The 17,134-nt window shown below is 63.2% G+C and carries 17 protein-coding genes; 11 read left to right on the top strand and 6 right to left on the bottom strand.

What is annotated here, in order from left to right:
• Nucleotides 1–57: 57 nt before the first annotated feature.
• The 6 genes from GR158_RS10145 (at nucleotide 58) to GR158_RS10120 (ending at nucleotide 4,789) form a co-directional block, all read left to right on the top strand.
• Nucleotides 58–1,008, top strand: coding sequence for a substrate-binding domain-containing protein (locus tag GR158_RS10145; protein ID WP_160870994.1), 951 nt, complete (start codon nucleotides 58–60; stop codon nucleotides 1,006–1,008).
• Between the two features lie 68 nt (nucleotides 1,009–1,076).
• Nucleotides 1,077–2,096: an ABC transporter permease gene (locus GR158_RS10140; protein WP_134650094.1), complete on the top strand. Its 1,020-nt coding sequence runs from the start codon at nucleotides 1,077–1,079 to the stop codon at nucleotides 2,094–2,096.
• A complete protein-coding gene (locus tag GR158_RS10135) occupies nucleotides 2,096–2,827 on the top strand; it encodes an ATP-binding cassette domain-containing protein (protein WP_160870993.1) in 732 nt (243 codons plus the stop codon). Before GR158_RS10140 ends, GR158_RS10135 begins: the two co-directional genes overlap by 1 nt.
• Nucleotides 2,828–2,858: 31 nt before the next feature.
• Nucleotides 2,859–3,701, top strand: coding sequence for a 5-dehydro-4-deoxy-D-glucuronate isomerase (kduI, locus tag GR158_RS10130; protein WP_160870992.1), 843 nt, complete (start codon nucleotides 2,859–2,861; stop codon nucleotides 3,699–3,701).
• Nucleotides 3,698–4,453 (top strand): 2-dehydro-3-deoxy-D-gluconate 5-dehydrogenase KduD, encoded by a 756-nt coding sequence (gene kduD / locus GR158_RS10125; RefSeq protein ID WP_160870991.1) that lies wholly within the window; start codon nucleotides 3,698–3,700, stop codon nucleotides 4,451–4,453. Before kduI ends, kduD begins: the two co-directional genes overlap by 4 nt.
• A 9-nt stretch (nucleotides 4,454–4,462) precedes the next feature.
• Nucleotides 4,463–4,789 carry a cupin domain-containing protein gene (locus tag GR158_RS10120; RefSeq protein ID WP_160870990.1) on the top strand — a complete coding sequence of 109 codons (327 nt, stop codon included), beginning with the start codon at nucleotides 4,463–4,465 and terminating at the stop codon, nucleotides 4,787–4,789.
• Between the two features lie 51 nt (nucleotides 4,790–4,840).
• Here the strand turns inward: GR158_RS10120 and GR158_RS10115 are convergent, their stop codons facing one another.
• Both GR158_RS10115 and GR158_RS10110 read right to left on the bottom strand, forming a co-directional pair.
• Complete coding sequence (locus GR158_RS10115; protein WP_160870989.1) at nucleotides 4,841–5,665, bottom strand: alpha/beta fold hydrolase; 825 nt, start codon at nucleotides 5,663–5,665, stop codon at nucleotides 4,841–4,843.
• A gap of 104 nt (nucleotides 5,666–5,769) precedes the next feature.
• Nucleotides 5,770–7,458, bottom strand: a complete 1,689-nt coding sequence (locus GR158_RS10110; protein ID WP_160870988.1) for a GMC family oxidoreductase — start codon at nucleotides 7,456–7,458, stop codon at nucleotides 5,770–5,772.
• A 160-nt stretch (nucleotides 7,459–7,618) separates the two neighbouring features.
• Here GR158_RS10110 and GR158_RS10105 point away from each other — a divergent pair, with 160 nt between their 5' ends.
• The 3 genes from GR158_RS10105 to ggt all read left to right on the top strand — a co-directional run bounded on the left by GR158_RS10105 (nucleotide 7,619) and on the right by ggt (nucleotide 11,115).
• A complete protein-coding gene (locus GR158_RS10105) occupies nucleotides 7,619–8,545 on the top strand; it encodes a LysR family transcriptional regulator (protein ID WP_160870987.1) in 927 nt (308 codons plus the stop codon).
• Between the two features lie 216 nt (nucleotides 8,546–8,761).
• Nucleotides 8,762–9,436, top strand: coding sequence for a GntR family transcriptional regulator (locus tag GR158_RS10100; protein WP_160870986.1), 675 nt, complete (start codon nucleotides 8,762–8,764; stop codon nucleotides 9,434–9,436).
• A gap of 86 nt (nucleotides 9,437–9,522) precedes the next feature.
• Nucleotides 9,523–11,115 carry a gamma-glutamyltransferase gene (gene ggt, locus GR158_RS10095; protein WP_160870985.1) on the top strand — a complete coding sequence of 531 codons (1,593 nt, stop codon included), beginning with the start codon at nucleotides 9,523–9,525 and terminating at the stop codon, nucleotides 11,113–11,115.
• Between the two features lie 94 nt (nucleotides 11,116–11,209).
• On the opposite strand, the gene GR158_RS10090 is transcribed toward ggt, so the two are convergent.
• Nucleotides 11,210–12,148 (bottom strand): AraC family transcriptional regulator, encoded by a 939-nt coding sequence (locus GR158_RS10090; RefSeq protein WP_134650084.1) that lies wholly within the window; start codon nucleotides 12,146–12,148, stop codon nucleotides 11,210–11,212.
• Between the two features lie 107 nt (nucleotides 12,149–12,255).
• Here GR158_RS10090 and GR158_RS10085 point away from each other — a divergent pair, with 107 nt between their 5' ends.
• The gene (locus tag GR158_RS10085; RefSeq protein WP_160870984.1) at nucleotides 12,256–13,452 is read left to right on the top strand and encodes an MFS transporter; all 1,197 of its coding nucleotides are present in this window, start codon (nucleotides 12,256–12,258) and stop codon (nucleotides 13,450–13,452) included.
• A 105-nt stretch (nucleotides 13,453–13,557) separates the two neighbouring features.
• Here GR158_RS10085 and GR158_RS10080 read toward each other — a convergent pair whose 3' ends face one another.
• The 3 genes from GR158_RS10080 to alr all read right to left on the bottom strand — a co-directional run bounded on the left by GR158_RS10080 (nucleotide 13,558) and on the right by alr (nucleotide 16,540).
• Complete coding sequence (locus tag GR158_RS10080) at nucleotides 13,558–13,983, bottom strand: hypothetical protein (protein ID WP_134650082.1); 426 nt, start codon at nucleotides 13,981–13,983, stop codon at nucleotides 13,558–13,560.
• A gap of 155 nt (nucleotides 13,984–14,138) precedes the next feature.
• Nucleotides 14,139–15,389, bottom strand: coding sequence for a D-amino acid dehydrogenase (locus GR158_RS10075; RefSeq protein ID WP_160870983.1), 1,251 nt, complete (start codon nucleotides 15,387–15,389; stop codon nucleotides 14,139–14,141).
• 26 nt (nucleotides 15,390–15,415) lie between these two features.
• On the bottom strand, nucleotides 15,416–16,540 hold the full coding sequence (gene alr / locus GR158_RS10070) for an alanine racemase (protein WP_160870982.1): 1,125 nt from the start codon (nucleotides 16,538–16,540) through the stop codon (nucleotides 15,416–15,418).
• A 126-nt stretch (nucleotides 16,541–16,666) separates the two neighbouring features.
• On the opposite strand from alr, the gene GR158_RS10065 reads away from it, so the two are divergent.
• Nucleotides 16,667–17,131: an Lrp/AsnC family transcriptional regulator gene (locus GR158_RS10065; protein ID WP_134650079.1), complete on the top strand. Its 465-nt coding sequence runs from the start codon at nucleotides 16,667–16,669 to the stop codon at nucleotides 17,129–17,131.
• Nucleotides 17,132–17,134 lie beyond the last annotated feature (3 nt).

Here is a 17,134-nt window from a genome sequence, read left to right as displayed (position 1 = left end):
CAGCCGAGACTTGGGTCTTTTGGACCCGTATTGCACATCCAAAGGGAGGATACGCAAATGAAGTTGACCAGGTTGAAAGCCGCGGCAATGGCCGCCAGCGTTGCCACCATGATGGCATCGACGGCGCTCGCCGCAGACGTCAAGGCCACGATGATCATCTACCTCGATCCAAGTGTCCAGTTCTTTAATCCCGTGGTGAAGGGTGCACAAGACGCCGCCAGCCAGTTCGGCGTCGATCTCGACGTGCAATATGCCAACAACGATCCGGTGCGCCAGAACGACCTGATCGAAAGCGCAACCGCCAGCGGCGTCGATGGAATCGCGGTGGCGATCTCCTCTTCCGACGCGTTTGACGAAAGCATCTGCGCAGCCACAAAGGCCGGAATCATCGTGATCGGCTTCAACAACGATGACCTCGATGGCGCCAAGGGCAATTGCCGGCAGGCCTATGTCGGCATGGATGAGTTCGCTTCGGGCTACGAGCTCGGCAATCGCATGATCAAGGAGTTCGGCCTGAAGTCCGGCGACGTCGTCTTCAACCCGCGCGAAATCCCGGAGGCAAGTTTCGCCGTGGCGCGTGGCGGCGGCATCGAGAAGGCGATGACGGAGGCCGGCATCAAGGTCGAGACGGTGCGTGCCGGTCTCGACCCGGCCGAAGCGCAGAACATCATCGCGCAGTTCCTGATCGCCAATCCGAACGTGAAGGCGCTGTTCGGCACGGGCTCGGTCACCTCGACGGTCGGTGCGGGCGCCATCAAGGATGCCGGCGTCAACATCCCGTTCGGCGGCTTCGATCTCGCCGTCGAGATCGTCAATGCAGTCGAATCCGGTGCGATGTTCGCGACCATGGACCAGCAGCCCTACCTTCAGGGCTACTATCCGATCGCCCAGATCGCGCTTGCCAAGAAGTATGGCCTGACGCCGACGGACGTCGACACCGGACAGGGCGCCTTCCTCGACAAGTCGCGCATCAGCTCGGTCAAGCCGCTCATCGGCAGCTACCGCTAACCGGATGTTGCGGGAGCCTGTCGAAGACCCCGGCCGGCTCCCAACGCCCCAAAATCGAGTGCCAGACCGTGACACCTATCCTTGCTGACAACGCCGTGCACCGTTCGCGCACGCAAAGGCAATCCGTTCTCAAGCAGATCATGGCGATGCCCGCCGGAGCGATCTTCCTCGTCTTCATGACGTTGCAGATCGTCTGTATCGCCGGTGCGCTGCTTTATCCGAACGAGTTTCGCTATCTTTCACCGCAGAACCTGACGATCCTCATGAAGGCAATCCCCGTGCTCGGCTGCCTGGCGCTCGGCGCCGGCGTGCTGATGATCGCGGGTGAATTCGACTTGTCCATCGGCTCCGTCTACACCTTTACCGCCGTGCTTATGGCGAGCTTGGTCGGGGCCGGCGTCAGCGCCTTTCTTGCCGCCCCGCTCGGCATCGTCACCGGCCTGCTGATCGGGCTGCTCAACGGCCAGATCACGATCCGCTTCGGATTGCCGTCCTTCATCGTGACGCTCGGCGGCCTGCTGTTCTGGCGCGGCGCGGTGCTTCTCTACAATGGTGCGGTGCAGGTGCGTTTCGATCCCGAGCCGGTCTTCACCAGCCTGTTTTCCGGCACGCTGTTCGGCATCAATGCCGCCTTCATCTGGATCGTGCTGTTGGTGGTCGGCTTTCATTTTCTGCTGCATCGCCACCGCTTCGGCAACCACGTGTTCGCGACGGGCGGCAATCGCGCTGCGGCCGAGGCCATCGGCATCAATACCAGGCGCGTGAAACTGATTGCCTTTGCCGTCGCCGGCGGCATGGCAGCCATGGCCGGCATCCTCGCCACCGCACGCGTCGGCAGCGTCCAGCCGGGCCAAGGTGCCGGTCTCGAACTCCAGGCGATTGCCGCCTGCGTTATCGGCGGGCTTTCGCTGCGCGGCGGTCGTGGCTCGATCATCGGCATCTTTCTTGGTGTGCTGCTCATTCACACCATCACGGATGTTCTGCTTCTCCTGCGGGCGCCCGGCTTCTATCTCGACATGTTCATCGCGACGCTGATCGTGCTGGCCGCCATCTTCAATCATCTCATCGAGCGGCGAGGCGTGGCGTGATGTCCAATCTTCTCGAACTGCACAACATTTCCAAGAGTTTTGGTGCCCTGACGGCGCTGCGTAACCTCAGCTTCCACATTGGCGAGGGCGAGGTGGTCGGGCTGCTCGGCGACAACGGCGCGGGCAAGTCGACGACGGTCAATCTGATTTCCGGCATCCACAAGCCGACCGAGGGCTATCTCAGCGTGGACGGCAAAAAGACGCTCTTCACCTGCCGGTCCGATTCCGCGGATGCCGGCATCGAGACGATCTACCAGCACACCGCCCTCGTCGACAGTCTCTCGATCACCCGCAATATCTTCATGGGCCGCGAACTCACCGACCGTTTCGGTCTTCTCCGGCAGTCCGAAATGCGGGAAATCGCCATGGAGGTCCTGCAGAACGCCGTGCATATCTCGGGCATCGACAGCCCGGACACCCTGGTCGGCAATCTCTCCGGCGGCCAGAAGCAGGCGGTCGCCATCGCGCGTGCCGTGCACTTCAAGAAGCGCATCCTGCTGCTTGACGAGCCAACCTCCGCACTCTCCGTGCGCGAAACCGAGGCGCTGTTGAACCAGGTGTTGAAGCTCAAGGCCGAGAACGTTTCGAGCGTCCTTGTGACGCACAATATCTACCACGCCTACCAGGTCTGTGACCGGTTCGTGATCATGAGCCACGGCACCAAGGTCTTCGATGTCGACAAGGCCGACACGACGATCAACCAGCTCACCGAATATGTCGTGCTCAACTGATGTTCATTCCCGAAAGAAAGAGGCAGACGCCGTGACACTCTCCGTATCCACTCGCCAGGTCGTCGGGCCTGAAGACGCCGCAAGGCGCAACACCCAGGGTCTGCGCGATGGCTTCATCATCGAGTCGATGTTCCATCCGGGCCGGATCAATCTCACCTATAGCCATCTCGACCGTATGATCGTCGGGGGCGTGGTGCCAGCCGGTGGCACGCTCACAATCGACCGTGTCGCCGAGACCGGCACGGATCAGTTTCTCGAACGCCGCGAGGCCGCGATCCTCAATATCGGTGGCGCGGGAACGATCAGCGTCGGCGGAAAGGACTACGCGCTCGGCTTTCAGGAAGCCATCTATGTCGGAAAGGGCTCGGGCGCGCTTAGCTTTGCGAGCGATAACGAGGCCGAGCCGGCGCTGTTCTATGTCCTGAGCGCGCCGGCCCACCGCGTCTGCCCGACCGTGCATATCACCCGCGACATGGCGAAGAAGGTGCATCTGGGTTCGGCGGAGGAATGCAACCACCGCACCATCAACCAGTATGTTCATCCCGATGTCTGCGAAAGCTGCCAGCTGGTGGTCGGGCTCACGACATTCGAGCCTGGTTCGGTGTGGAACACCATGCCGGCGCATGTGCACGACCGGCGCATGGAGGTCTATCTCTATTTCGGCATGCAGGAGGCAACGCGCATTTTCCATTTCATGGGCGAACCGGGCGAAACGCGCCATGTCGTTCTGAAGAACCACGAAGCGGTGCTATCGCCCGGCTGGTCGATCCATTCGGGCGCGGGAACCGGACGCTACGCCTTCATCTGGGCGATGGCCGGCGATAACATCAGCTTCACCGACATGGACAAGGTACCGATGGAAGCCCTGCGATGAACCCGTTCGATCTCTCCGGCCGATGGGCCATTGTCACCGGTGCGAATACCGGCATCGGGCAGGCCATCTCCATCGGGCTGGCGAAGGCCGGTGCGGATATCGTCGGTGTCGGCCGCTCCGCCATGACGGACACGGAAGCGGCGGTGAAGGCAGCAGGACGGACATTTGTCGCCGTATCGGCCGATCTTTCGCAGATCGGCAGTGCTGCAAGCGTCATGGCCGCCGCGCTGCAAGCCGGCGCGGCGCCGGATATTCTGGTCAACAATGCCGGCATCATCCGGCGTGCCGACTCGCTCGACTTTACCGAGGAGGACTGGGACACGGTCCTCGACACCAATCTCAAGTCCGTCTTCTTTCTTTGCCAGGCGTTTGCAAAGGCGGCGCTTGCCGCCGAACGCAAGGCCAAAATCATCAATATCGCCTCGATGCTGTCCTTTCAGGGCGGCATTCGCGTGCCGTCTTACACCGCGGCGAAGAGTGGTCTCGCCGGAATCACCAAGCTTCTAGCGAACGAATGGGCCGCGCGCGGCATCAACGTGAACGCCATCGCGCCCGGTTATGTCGAGACCAACAACACGGCGGCGCTGCGCGCGGATGCCGATCGCAACGCCGATATCCTGAAGCGGATACCGGCCGGCCGATGGGCGCGGCCGGAAGACATGGTGGGCGCCGCAGTCTTTCTTGCGAGTGCCGCATCCGATTACGTCCATGGAACCATCCTGCCGGTCGATGGCGGCTGGCTTGCCCGATGAGAGGCTGAAATGTCCTTCTATTCCCTGCCCCAGCATACGACCTGGACCGAAGTCGCACCTGGAAATCGCCGCGCGGTCTTGAGCGAGCGTCCGGAAATGATGCTCGTCGCCTTCAGCTTCGAGGCAGGTGCGATCGGCGCGCCGCATTCCCACCCGCATACGCAGGTCAGCTATGTCGCCGAGGGCACGTTCGACGTCACGGTCGACGGCGCCACGGCGCGGCTAGGCGCGGGAAGCAGCTTCATCGTCGCTCCGAACCTCGTTCACGGCGTCGTCGCGCTGACGAAAGGCCTGCTGATCGACACATTCACACCGCGACGAGACGATTTCCTGTAACGCCGGCGGGCCGCCGCGATACCGAGGTTTGGATCACGGCAGCCCGTCAGGTCACGGCTTGCCGAGGAACTCGATCAGATCACGATTGAGGCGATCCGGCGCGGTCGCGAAGAGACCGTGCGGTTCGCCTTCGTACTCAATCAGTTGCGCCCCGGAAATACCCTTCGCGGCAGCGCGCCCGGCGGGATCGATCGGTACAGTCTTGTCCGACGTGCCGTGAATAATGAGCGTCGGGACTGTGAAGGACTTGAGATCCGGCCGGAAGTCCGTGCGCCCGAATGCATCGATGCAGTCGATCGTGGCCTTGGGGCTCGCCATCACGGCGAGGATGAACGACCAGTCCAGAACGCCTTGGCTGACGGGTTTGCTGACAAGGCCGACACCGTAGAATGTCTTGGCAAAGCTCTGGAGGAAGGCAAAGCGGTCTTCCCGCACCTGCTTCTTCATGTCGGCGAAAACACTGGAGTCGACACCGTCAGGGTTGGTGGAGTCCTTGAGAAGGTAAGGCACGACGGAGGCAATCAAAACGGCCTTGGAAACGCGACCTGCGCCATGACGCGTCAGATACCGGGCGATCTCCCCGCCCCCCATGGAAAAGCCGACCAGATGCGCCTTGTCGATGTCGAGGCCCTCCAGGGCGGCGCCGAGATCGTCAGCGAAGACGTCATAGTTGTACGTGTCCGCCGGATGTCCGGACTGGCCGAAGCCGCGGCGATCATAGGTGATGACACGGTAGCCGGCCTCGAGAAGTGCCAGAGACTGGTACTCGAACATATCGCCTGTCAGCGGCCAGCCATGGATCAGCACCACGGGATGGCCCGATCCGATATCCTTCACATGAAGCTGCGTGCCGTCCTTTGCCTCGATATAAGCCATTCCTGAATCCTCGGTTTCGTGGAATGACCAAACGAAGGCAGCCGGGCGATCGTTCCCAGTGACGCGAATCGCGGGATCGATGTCATAGCGGTCCTCGGCTGTTTCTACGCGCGTGCATCCGCGACGATCCAGCCGGCCGCCTTTTCGGCGATCATCAGCGTCGGCGCGTTGGTATTGCCGCTGGTGATCTTCGGCATGATGCCTGCATCGACGACCCGCAGGCCCTCGATACCGCGCACTTTCAGCCGGCTGTCCACCACCGCCATCGGATCGTCGTCGCTGCCCATCTTCGTCGTTCCGACGGGATGGAAAATGGTGTTGGCGATATCGCCCGCGAGGCGCGCCAGTTCCTCGTCGCTCTGGAACTGCACGCCGGGCTTCCATTCCTGCGGCTTATATTTCGCGAGCGCCGGCTGCGACACGATCTTGCGCACCTGCCGCAGGCTCTCGGCGGCAATTTTGCGATCGTCTTCCGTGCTGAGATAGTTCGGCGCAATGGCCGGGGCATCCGACGCCCTGTCGGAACGAATGCGCACGCTTCCGACGCTGGTCGGGTTGAGATTGCACACACTCGCGGTGAAGGCGGGTACGTCGTGCAAAGGCTCGCCGAAGGCGTCGAGGCTGAGCGGCTGGACGTGATATTCCAGGTTGGCGTGGGCCTGGCTGTCGTCCGACCGCGTGAAGGCGCCGAGCTGCGAGGGAGACATACTCATGGGACCGCTGCGCTTCAACGCATATTCGAGCCCGATCATCGCTTTGCCGAAAAGGCTGTTGGCGAGAGTGTTGAGCGTCCTGGCATTGCCGACCTTGAAGACCGCGCGGATCTGCAGATGGTCCTGAAGGTTTTCTCCGACACCCGGCAGATCGTGCACAACCGGGACGCCATGACGCTTCAGTAGCCCGGCCGGACCGATACCCGACAGTTGCAGGATTTGCGGCGAGCCGATCGCGCCGGCGGAAAGAATGACTTCCCGGCGCGCCCGGACCTCCACGCGCTGCCCCTGGCGCTGGACCACGGCACCGGCGCATCGCGTGCCGCCGGATGCCCCGGTCTCAAGGACCAGCCGTTCGACATGGGCTTGTGTCCAGATCGTCAGGTTCGGACGGTTGCGCGCCGGGCGCAGGAAAGCTTTCGACGTGTTCCAGCGCCACCCGGAGCGCTGGTTGACCTCGAAATAGCCGACGCCTTCATTGTCGCCGCTGTTGAAATCGTCCGAGCGTGGAATGCCCGCCTCGACTGCGGCCTCGGCGAAAGATTCCAGGATATCCCATTTGAGCCGCTGCTTCTCGATCCGCCATTCGCCACCATGGCCGTGCATGTCGGAAAAACGGCTGTTGTCGCCAGTCTTCGGGTCCGCGCCTTTGTCCAGCCGGTAATGGTCTTCATGCGCCTTGAAATCGGGCAGGCAATTCTGCCAGGACCAGGCATCATCACCCGTCATCGCCGCCCAACCGTCGAAGTCGCGTGCCTGACCGCGCATATAGATCATGCCGTTGATCGAGGAGCAGCCACCGAGCGTCTTGCCACGCGGATAGCGCAGCGATCGCCCGTTCAGGCCGGCATCCGGCTCGGTTTTATAAAGCCAGTCGGTCCGCGGATTGCCGATGCAATAGAGATAGCCGACCGGGATGTGGATCCACGGATAGTCGTCCTTGCGGCCGGCTTCCAACAGCAGAACGCGCAGCGCGGGATCGCGGCTGAGGCGGTTGGCAAGCAGGCAGCCGGCGGAGCCGCCGCCGACGATGATATAATCGAACGCATGATCGGACGGCGGGGACGGTGCGCGTGTCATCGGGCCACCCGCCCGTTCCGGCGGACCGGCCTATGGACACAATATTCGCTGGCACCTTCAATCATTTCAGCCGTCTCCTCGTTTCCACATCAGGAAATTGCGGAGAAATGAAACGAAAATCCAATGACAAATCACATGATGCATTATAAGTAAAACTAATATGCTTCATACCGTCGATCTGAAAACATTGAGGGCATTCGTGACCGTCGCACGGGCCGGAAACGTCACGCGCGCCGCCGAGGAACTGTACGTCACCCAGCCTGCCGTGACGCTGCAGTTGAAACGCCTCGCTAGGGAGACCGGGCTCACCTTGTTCCGGCGGACGTCGACCGGATTGGAAATGACGCAGGAAGGCGCCCTGCTTGCCGCCAAGGCGGAGCAGGTCCTCGCGGCACTCACGGACTTCGGGCAGACGGCCGGACATTTGGCGACCCGTGTGCGCGGAAAGCTCAGGATCGGCACGATCATCGACCCGGAATTTACCCGCCTGGGTGCGTTTCTGAACGCGCTGATCGAGAGCGGACCGGGTATCGAGACGACGCTACGGCATGGCATGAGCGGAGATGTGGCGGAAGGCTTGCGGCGGAACGAGCTGGACGCCGGTTTCTATCTTGGCGATCCCAGAGATCACGACCCATCATCAGACATGTCGGCAGAGGGTGCTGCATCCTTGTTTCACGCACGCGAACTGGCTCAACTGACCTATCGCGTCGTCGCGCCACCATCCCTTGCCGGCTTCGTAAGGGAGGCTGACTGGACGCAACTGGCATCCCTCCCCTGGATCGGAACGCCGCAAGCTTCCGTGCACAGCCGCTTACTGACGCGCCTGTTCACCAATCTCGGCCTTCGGCAAAACATCGTCGCCGAAGTCGACCAGGAGGCATCGATGGTTGCCATGGTGCGGACCGGGATCGGTTTGAGCCTTTGTCGAGAATCGATTGCCCTTCATGAACAACAATCCCATGGCCTCGTGATCGCTGAAAACGTCAGAATCTCGACGAAACTGAGCTTCCTTTGCCTGGAGGCCCGCACGAAAGACCCCGCGATATCGGCCGCATTGGACGCAATCCGGCGGGTGTGGGGCTGACCGCGACGGCGCTTGGGCAGCAATTTCCGACATTCGCTTCCCGCTGGAAGGGAGCTTCCGGCGAACGGCGCGCATGTAAACCCCCGCGTGATCCGCGTCGACGCCCTACGGCGGCGTTACCGGCGGGATGAATCGCCAAGCTTCCACGCGACCATCTTGACGACATTTCGGTGCGGTGATTGGATAAGTGGATACAAAAATCCATGATGTGTTTCCATGACCTTCCTGAGCGCCTCTTTAGAGCAGAGCCCGTCCACAGCCGAAGAAGAAGCTTATCTCTACCTCCAGAGGGGCCTCAGGCTTTGCCGCTACAAGCCCGGTGATCGCCTGATACCCGAGGAAATCGCGGCTGAGATTGGCATGAGCCGCATGCCCGTGCGCGAAGCTTTCCGACGCCTGGCTGCGGAAGGGCTAGTGACGCTTCGCCCGAACCGTGGATGCATTGTCACGGGTCTGACGCTCGACGAGATCTACGAGACGTTCGAAATCAGGTCCGTTCTCGAGGGCTTGGCGGTGCGTCTGGCAGTGCCGAAAATGGACGCCGACGCCTTTCTCGATCTGGAACGGCTTTTGGATCGCATGGAACGCGCCGGCCAGACGGGCAGCAGCGACTGGGTCGTCCGGCACCAGGAGTTCCATGCACTCATCTACACGCTAAGCGGTCGGCCAAACCTGATCCGAAAGATCAACGCGCTGCATGTCGTGATCGAGCCCTATATGCGCTTCTGGTTCGACTATGTCGACAAGCCGCTGTCGGCGCGCGAGGAACATGAGCGCTTGATCCGTGCCTTGGCGACGGGCGATGCGGTTCATGCAGATCAGATCATGCAGGAGCACATTCTCGGCACGGCGCCCTTGCTGGCCGAATTTGCAAGTCCCGTCCGGCGCTGAGCGTCGTGCGTCTACATGTACGAAGGTGGTGAAACATCCGGCAAGGTGAAACGCGACGCCCCTGCCAACGAGGAGATAACGTAAGAATGCGCAACTTCGAGAAGCCGACACGCTCGGTTGCCGTCGCCCGCCATGCGATGGCGGCGACATCGCACCCCTCCGCAACGCTCGTCGCGCTGCAGATCCTGGCGGCCGGGGGCAATGCGATGGATGCGGCGATTGCGGCATCTGCCGTGCAATGCGTCGTCGAGCCGGGCTCGACCGGCATCGGCGGCGATTGCTTCGTGCTATACGCAGCCGGCGGCTCCGACAAGGTCGTCGCCTATAACGGCTCCGGCCGCACGCCAGCGGCGTTGACGCTCGACTGGTTCACCGAACGCGGACTTGCCGAAGTGCCGCGGCACTCGCCCTCGGCGGTGACCGTTCCAGGCGCCATCGATGCATGGACGAGGCTGCATGTCGATCACGGCCGCATGCCCTTCGCCGACGTCCTGGCGCCGGCCATCCGCTTTGCCGAGGAAGGCTATGCGATCAGCCCGCGGGTTCATCACGACTGGCTGCTGGAGGAGGAACTGCTCTCCTCGGAGCCGACCGCGGCGCGCATCTTTCTGCCGAAGGGGCGAGCACCCGGGATCGGCGAGGTACACCATCAGCCGGAACTTGCCGCGACGTTGAAGCGCATCGCGGCCGAGGGGCGTGACGGTTTCTACACGGGGGCGGTTGCGGAAGACATCGTGTCCTATCTGCGTTCTCTCGGCGGGCTGCACACGCTGGAGGATTTCGCCGCTGCGCAGGGCGACTATGTGACGCCCGTCACAACGGATTTTCGAGGCCATACCATCCACGAATGCCCGCCGAACGGCCAGGGCATCATCGCGCTGCTGATCCTCAACGTCCTCTCGCGCTTCGACGCCAAGGGCGATCCGCAGTCGCCCGACAGGCTCCATCTGGAAATCGAGGCGACACGGCTTGCCTATGCGGCGCGCGACGCCTGGATTGCGGACCCGGAGAAAGCGCACGTGCCTGTCGAGGAGCTGCTGTCGGACGCCCTCGCCGACCGGCTCGCCGGCATGATCGACCTGAAGCGCGCGATGACGGACCTGCCGGCCTTCGACATGCCACTGCACCGTGACACGGTCTATATTTCCGTGGTGGACCGCGACCGCAATGCCGTCAGCTTCATCAACTCGGTCTTCGACAGCTTCGGCACCGGCCTTGTCGCGCCGCGGTCCGGTGTGGTGCTGCACAATCGTGGTCAGAGTTTCTCCCTGAAGCCAGGCCATCCCAATGTGGTGGCGCCTGGCAAGAGGCCGCTGCACACCATCATCCCCGGCATGGTCACGCGCGGCGGCCGGGTGGAAATGCCCTTCGGCGTCATGGGCGGCTACTATCAGGCGATGGGCCACGCCCATCTCATCTCCAAGGTCTTCGACTATGGCATGGACCTGCAGGAGGCGATCGACCTTCCGCGTCTCATTCCAAAGTCCGAAGGCACGCTCGTTGAAGCCGAACACACGCTGCCGGCGGCCACCGCAAGCGAACTCGAACGACGCGGCTTCTCGCTCGTTCCGGCCGAAGGACCGATCGGCGGGGCACAGGCAATCCGCATCGATTGGGAGAACGGCACGCTGATCGGCGGCTCGGAATCGCGCAAGGACGGCATCGCGCTGGGTCTGTAGGAACGCCGTACCGAAGGCAGGATTCCGTGGTTCAGTCTATGCCTTTTGCAGGGAGCTGAAGACGTCCTACGGAGCCGCCGCGCCAGACGTGGTTTCAGCGCAGGACGGCATCGCCCATGGCAGGCTTGCTGCGATAATGGCTGGGTGGCGCTCCCATCATCTTGCGGAAGGCGCGGCTGAAGGAGGCCTCGGAATCGTAACCCAGACGATTGGCGACGGAGGCGACGCGCTGCCCCTCCTTCAGCCATTGATGCGCCTGATGCATGCGCATGCTTGCGATGTAACGCGCCGGCGTCTCGCCCACCACATCGACGAAACGCTGGGCAAAGCCGGAGCGCGACGCACCCATGAGTTTTGCCAGCTCGGCAATCGTCCAGCCGCGAGCCGGCTCCAGATGGATGGCGGCAAGGACACGGCCGATGTCCGGATTGCGCACCGCGGCCAGCCAACCCGTCGCTGTGCCGCAGCCATGTTCGACCCAGGTGCGGATGATCGTTGCCGTCAACACGTCGGCCAACCGCGCCAGAATGCCGCCGGAGCCGACGCGGTTCATCTCAACCTCTCGCATCATGGCGTCGAGAAGCGGTGGGATGGACGGCTCGCTCGACGAGAGGTCGCTGGTGCGCATGACCGAAGGCATAAGCTGCAGGAGCGGATGCATCCGGTCCACATTGAAGCGCATGACGGCAAAGAACAGGAGATTGTTCTTGTCGCTGCACGGACATTGCAGATCGATGATGCCGTCGCAAAGCTGGCGTTTCGGCAGGTCGTTGACAGGGACCGGCGGAACGCCCGGCTTGCTGGCCAGCACATGGGCATCGCCCTTCGGCAACAGGACCGCATCGCCGGCTGCAAGTTCCATCCACTCGCCATCCGGTGTCTGGAGATAGGCGGAGCCAGCGGCAAGAAAATGAAACCGGGCAGGTTCCTGCGACGGATAGGCCGTTGCCCAAGGCGCCGAAGGCTGGCATCGGCCGTATTCCACACCGTCCAGGCGCAGGCCGCGCAAAATTTCGCTCAAGGCATCACTCAAGGCACACTCCGCAATTTGGAGAAACGGCATAGTTTTATGGATTTCTTAGCATAGAAACTCCGATCCGTCACGCCTACCTTTTTGCCACCTTCATTGGAGATGGAAAAATGGATTTTGTATCAACGCCCTCGCACACGAGCGGTGACGAGCGGGCGGCCCGTTGGGGAGCCGTGCTGTCCCTGTCGCTTGGCGTCTTCGGCCTGGTGACGGCGGAATTCCTGCCGGCGAGCCTTCTGACGCCGATGTCGGCGGACCTCGGTGTCAGCATCGGTGCGGCCGGACAATCCGTCACCACGACGGCCGTCGTCGGCGCATTTGCGGGACCGGCGATCGTCATCGGCACGGGGCGCTTCGACAGGCGCACCGTTCTGCTGGCGCTGACCGGCCTGCTCGTCATATCGAGCCTGATCGCAGGCTTTGCCTCCAGCCTGTTTGTCCTGCTGGTCGCGCGCGTCCTGCTGGGGATCGCACTCGGCGGCTTCTGGGCCATGTCACTGGCACTCGCCATGCGGCTCGTGCCCGACCGGCTGATGCCGCGCGCCATGGCGATCGTGATGTCCGGCGTATCGCTGGCCACCGTCTGCGCGGCACCGCTCGGCGCCTGGATCGGCGCCACCCTCGGCTGGCGGTATGCCTTTCTTCTGGCAGCCGCGGTCGGGGTCGTTACCTTCATCGCGCAGTTGCTGACCGTGCCGCCGCTGCCGCCGAAGGGGACGACGAGCCTCGGCACGATCCTGCGCGTCATCAGGCGGCCCGCCGTGCGGCTCGGGCTTGCCACCATCCTGCTGGTCGTTACCGGACACTTTGCCGGCTTCACCTACATCCGCCCCTACCTCGAACTCGTGCCGCACTTCGGCGTCGAAATGATCACCGCCATCCTGCTTGCCTTCGGCATTGGCGGCTTCTTCGGCAACATTGCCGGCGGCTTCATCGCCGAGCGCAGCACACGTCTGTCGATCACGCTTGCGGCAAGCGGCGTCGCGGTGACAGCGCTGATACTTGCCTTGTTCGGCGTATCACCGGTCATCGCTGCCGTCGCTACGGCGGCCTGGGGTTTCGCATTCGGCGCCCTGCCGGTCAGCGTCCAGTCCTTCATCAGCCGTGCTGCCGGTGACGAGGCGGAAGGCGCTGGTGCGGCAACCCTGACGACCTTCCAGATCGCCATCTCGACGGGGGCGATCCTCGGCGGCCTGATCGTCGAACTGCAAGGCCCTGCCGGCGTGTTTCTCTTCTCGGCACTCGCCGCGCTGCTCGGCGCCTCGCTGGTCACCGTCTCTCGCAAGATGCTGGTTCAGGTCGGCTGAAACAACAAACGATATCCAGCTTCCGAGCCCGGCTCTTGAAAAGGCGCCGGGTTCGGATTGGCATTCGATGAGCGTGGTTCAGACGATCACGGCCCCTGCCCGTCTTCACACCGCCGAGGCGTAAACGGCGCGAAGAAGGCTATCCCCATACCGCGCAAAGCACAGCTGGGCCCAATCGCCGATCAGCCGTTCTTCGGGTGTGACAGCGCGTCGGTACTCGACCGTCCTTACGACGCCCCCATCGTCTGCCTTGACGTCCGCAAGGGTCTTCTTCGGAGTTGCGTCGGAGAAATAAAGATACATGTACGCGAACACGATGAGGTGCCGCTTGCCCAGCGCGTTTGCGCGCCCGTCTATTGTCTTTACGGCGCGTTGCACGGCGTCGAAATCGGCAATCCTGACCGCGCGCTCAAGACGAACGAAGCCCAAAAAGAGGTGTTTGTTCTCAATCGCAACCCGCCCGTCCGGCGTCCGATCAACGCCATGGCTAATCAGCTTTCGCTTCACGAATATGTAGATCGAGCCCTGCATCCCGCATGCTTACACCGCAAGAACGCGCGTCGCCAGCATCACTCGCCTCGATCCGCCCGCCGTCATGGCGGGCAGCGCGCGTATGCGGTTCATCTTGGGTTCGTGGATCGACGCCGCCACCCGCGCCGGAAAGTGTGATGGCGGCGTCGGCACCGTCAGGCGTAGCGCGCGACGGCGAGGTCGGTGGCGTCGATCTCCGGCTTTTTGCCGGAGACGAGATCGGCGATCACACGGGCCGAGCCGGAGCTCATCGTCCATCCGAGCGTGCCGTGGCCCGTGTTGAGGTAGAGGCCAGCGACCTTCGTCGGGCCGATGACGGGCGTGCCATCGGGGGTCATCGGGCGCAAACCCGACCAGAAGCTCGCCTTGGAAACGTCTCCGCCGGGGAAGAGATCGGTGACGGAATGCTGCAGCGTCAGGCGGCGCGGCTCACCGAGATCGTTGGTATAGCCGGAGATTTCCGCCATGCCGCCCACACGGATGCGGTCGCCGAGCCGCGTGATGGCGATCTTGTAGGTCTCGTCCATTACGGTTGAGGCCGGCGCGCGCGTCTCGTCGGTGATCGGGATGGTCAGCGAATAGCCCTTGACCGGATAGACCGGCAGGCGGATGCCGTGCGGGCGCACGAGCAGGGGAGAGAAGCTGCCGAGCGCCACGACAACCGCATCGGCCTCGATGCGGCCATGCGCGGTAACGACGCCGGTCACGCGTCCCGCCTCCACATCGAGCCCGCGGATGATGCTGCCATAGTTGAAGCGAACGCCGAGTGCGGCGGCCTTGGCAGCAAGAGCATTGGCGAACTTGAAGCAGTCACCGGTCTCGTCCTTCGGTGTCAGCAGTCCGCCCACGATCTTTTCGCGGACGTGCCCGAGCGCCGGCTCGACGCGGATGCAGCCTGCGGAGTCGAGCACCTCATAGGGAATGCCATCGGCAGCGAGCGCCTTGACGTCCTTCGCCGACGCGTCGAGCTGGGCTTGCGTGCGGAAGAGCTGCAGCGTGCCCTGCATGCGCTCGTCATAGGAGATGCCCGTCTCCTCGCGCAGTGCGGCAAGCGCGACGCGGCTGTAATCGGCAAGGCGCAGCATGCGGCTCTTGTTGAGCGCGTAGCGAGCGGACGTGCAGTTGCGCAGCATCTGCGCCATCCAGGACAGCATGGCCATGTCGACCTTGGGGCGCAGGATAAGCGGTGCATGCTGCATGAACAGCCATTTCATCGCCTTCATCGGGATGCCCGGCGCGGCCCAGGGCGAGCAGTAGCCGAAGGAGACCTCGCCGGCATTGGCGAAACTGGTCTCGAGCGCCGGGCCGGGCTGGCGGTCGACGACCGTCACGTCGTGACCGGCGCGCGCAAGCTGGTAGGCGGATGTGACACCGACGATGCCGGCGCCGAGAACGATGACTTTCATGATGCCCTCGAAGGAAAGAGACGGTGTCAGCGATAGATGCGCTGGTAGCGGTTTCCGAGACCGGTCAGGATCTCGTAGGAAATGGTGCCGGCGTCGCGGGCCACACCCTCCAGCGTCTGGTTGGGGCCGAGCAGTTCGACACGGCTGCCGAGTGTGAGGCGGCCCTGCGGCAGTGCGGAGATGTCGATGGTGATGCTGTCCATCGAGACGCGCCCCACGATGGGCAGCCGGATCCCGTCGCAATAGACGGCGCCGCGGCCCGAGAGACTGCGCGGCAGGCCATCCGCATAACCGGCGGCGATGGTGGCAAGACGCGTCTCGCCCGTCACGACATGGGTGCCGCTGTAGCCGACGCGCGCGCCGGCCTGCACCGTGCGGGTCTGCACCACCGATATGTCGAGGCTGACGACGGGCTCCATCGGGTTCGCCCGGCCGGAAACGGGCGCACCGCCGTAAAGCGCGATACCGGGGCGGGCGAGCACGCCGTGATAGGGCTGGCCCAGGAAGATGCCGCCGGAATTGGCAAAGCACAGGTCGAATTGCGGGAAGGCGGCGGCGGCGGCCTGCATCTCGGCAAGCTGGCTGGCATTCTGCGCGCTCTCGGCGTCGTCGGCGCTGGCAAGATGGCTCATCACGAACAGCACGGCGATCCCCGCTTCGGCTTTCACCAGAGCCGCGAGCGCTTCGCGCTCCTCCGGCGGCACGCCGAGGCGCGACATGCCGGTGTCGAACTGGAGGACGGCGGGAAGGATGCGGCCCGCAGCCTTCGCCGCGTCAGCCCATCGCCGCCACTGCTCGAGCGAGTTGATGACAGGCACGATGCCGTGGCGCGCGCAGGCGCTTTCATTGCCGGGCAAGAGGCCGTTCAGGACGAAGATGCGCGCATCATCTGCCAGCAGAGGACGCAGCCGCAACGCCTCGACGAACTGGGCGACGAAGAAGTGGCGGCAGCCTTCCGCATAGAGCCGCGGCGCGACCCGGTCGGCGCCGAGCCCATATGCATCGGCCTTGACCACCGCCGCCGCGCGCGCCGGGGCGACGTCGCCCGCAAGCCGCGCGTAATTGCGGGCAAGCGCGGCCAGATCGATGGTGAGATAGCCGGAGGCGCCGTCGATCTCCGCGCTGATGTCTCGTGATGTCATGCCGTCCATACCCGTCCCCCGAGCTTTTTTCGAAGCCTAGTGAAACGATCGCAGAATTTCCGGTCGATCTGCGCTTGAATGTTGCGTGCGTGCATGATTGTTGGAAGGAACGGTGACTTTTCGGAACAATCTGCCATGGCCGCTCTTGATACGATCGATCGCAATATCCTGCGGCTTCTCCGGCTCGATGCCCGCATGAGCAACGCGGCACTCGCTGCCGAGGTCGGGCTGTCGCCCTCCGCCTGCCTGCGGCGCATCCGGCTGATGGAAAAGGCCGGCGTCATCAGGGGCTACACGGCGCTTGTCGATACCGGAAACGCCGAGGCGACCATCGCCGTCATCATCAATATCACGCTGGAGCGCCAGACGGAGGATCATCTGGATCGCTTCGAGGCAGCGGTGCGCCGCCACCCGGAAATCCGCGAATGTTTCCTGATGACGGGTGGTTCGGACTATCTCCTGCGCGTCGAGGTGGCCAATGCCGGCGACTTCGAGCGCATTCACAAGGAAATCCTGTCTGCGCTGCCCGGTGTTCAGCGCATTCATTCCAGCTTCTCGATCCGCAATGTGCTGGCCACGCGCCCACGGGGCCGGCGCTGAGGC

The organism is Shinella sp. AETb1-6, from assembly GCF_009826875.1.
Lineage (GTDB): Bacteria > Pseudomonadota > Alphaproteobacteria > Rhizobiales > Rhizobiaceae > Shinella > Shinella sumterensis.
The sequence above is the reverse complement of the archived record's forward strand: the minus strand, read 5'-3'. Positions and strand labels throughout refer to the sequence as shown.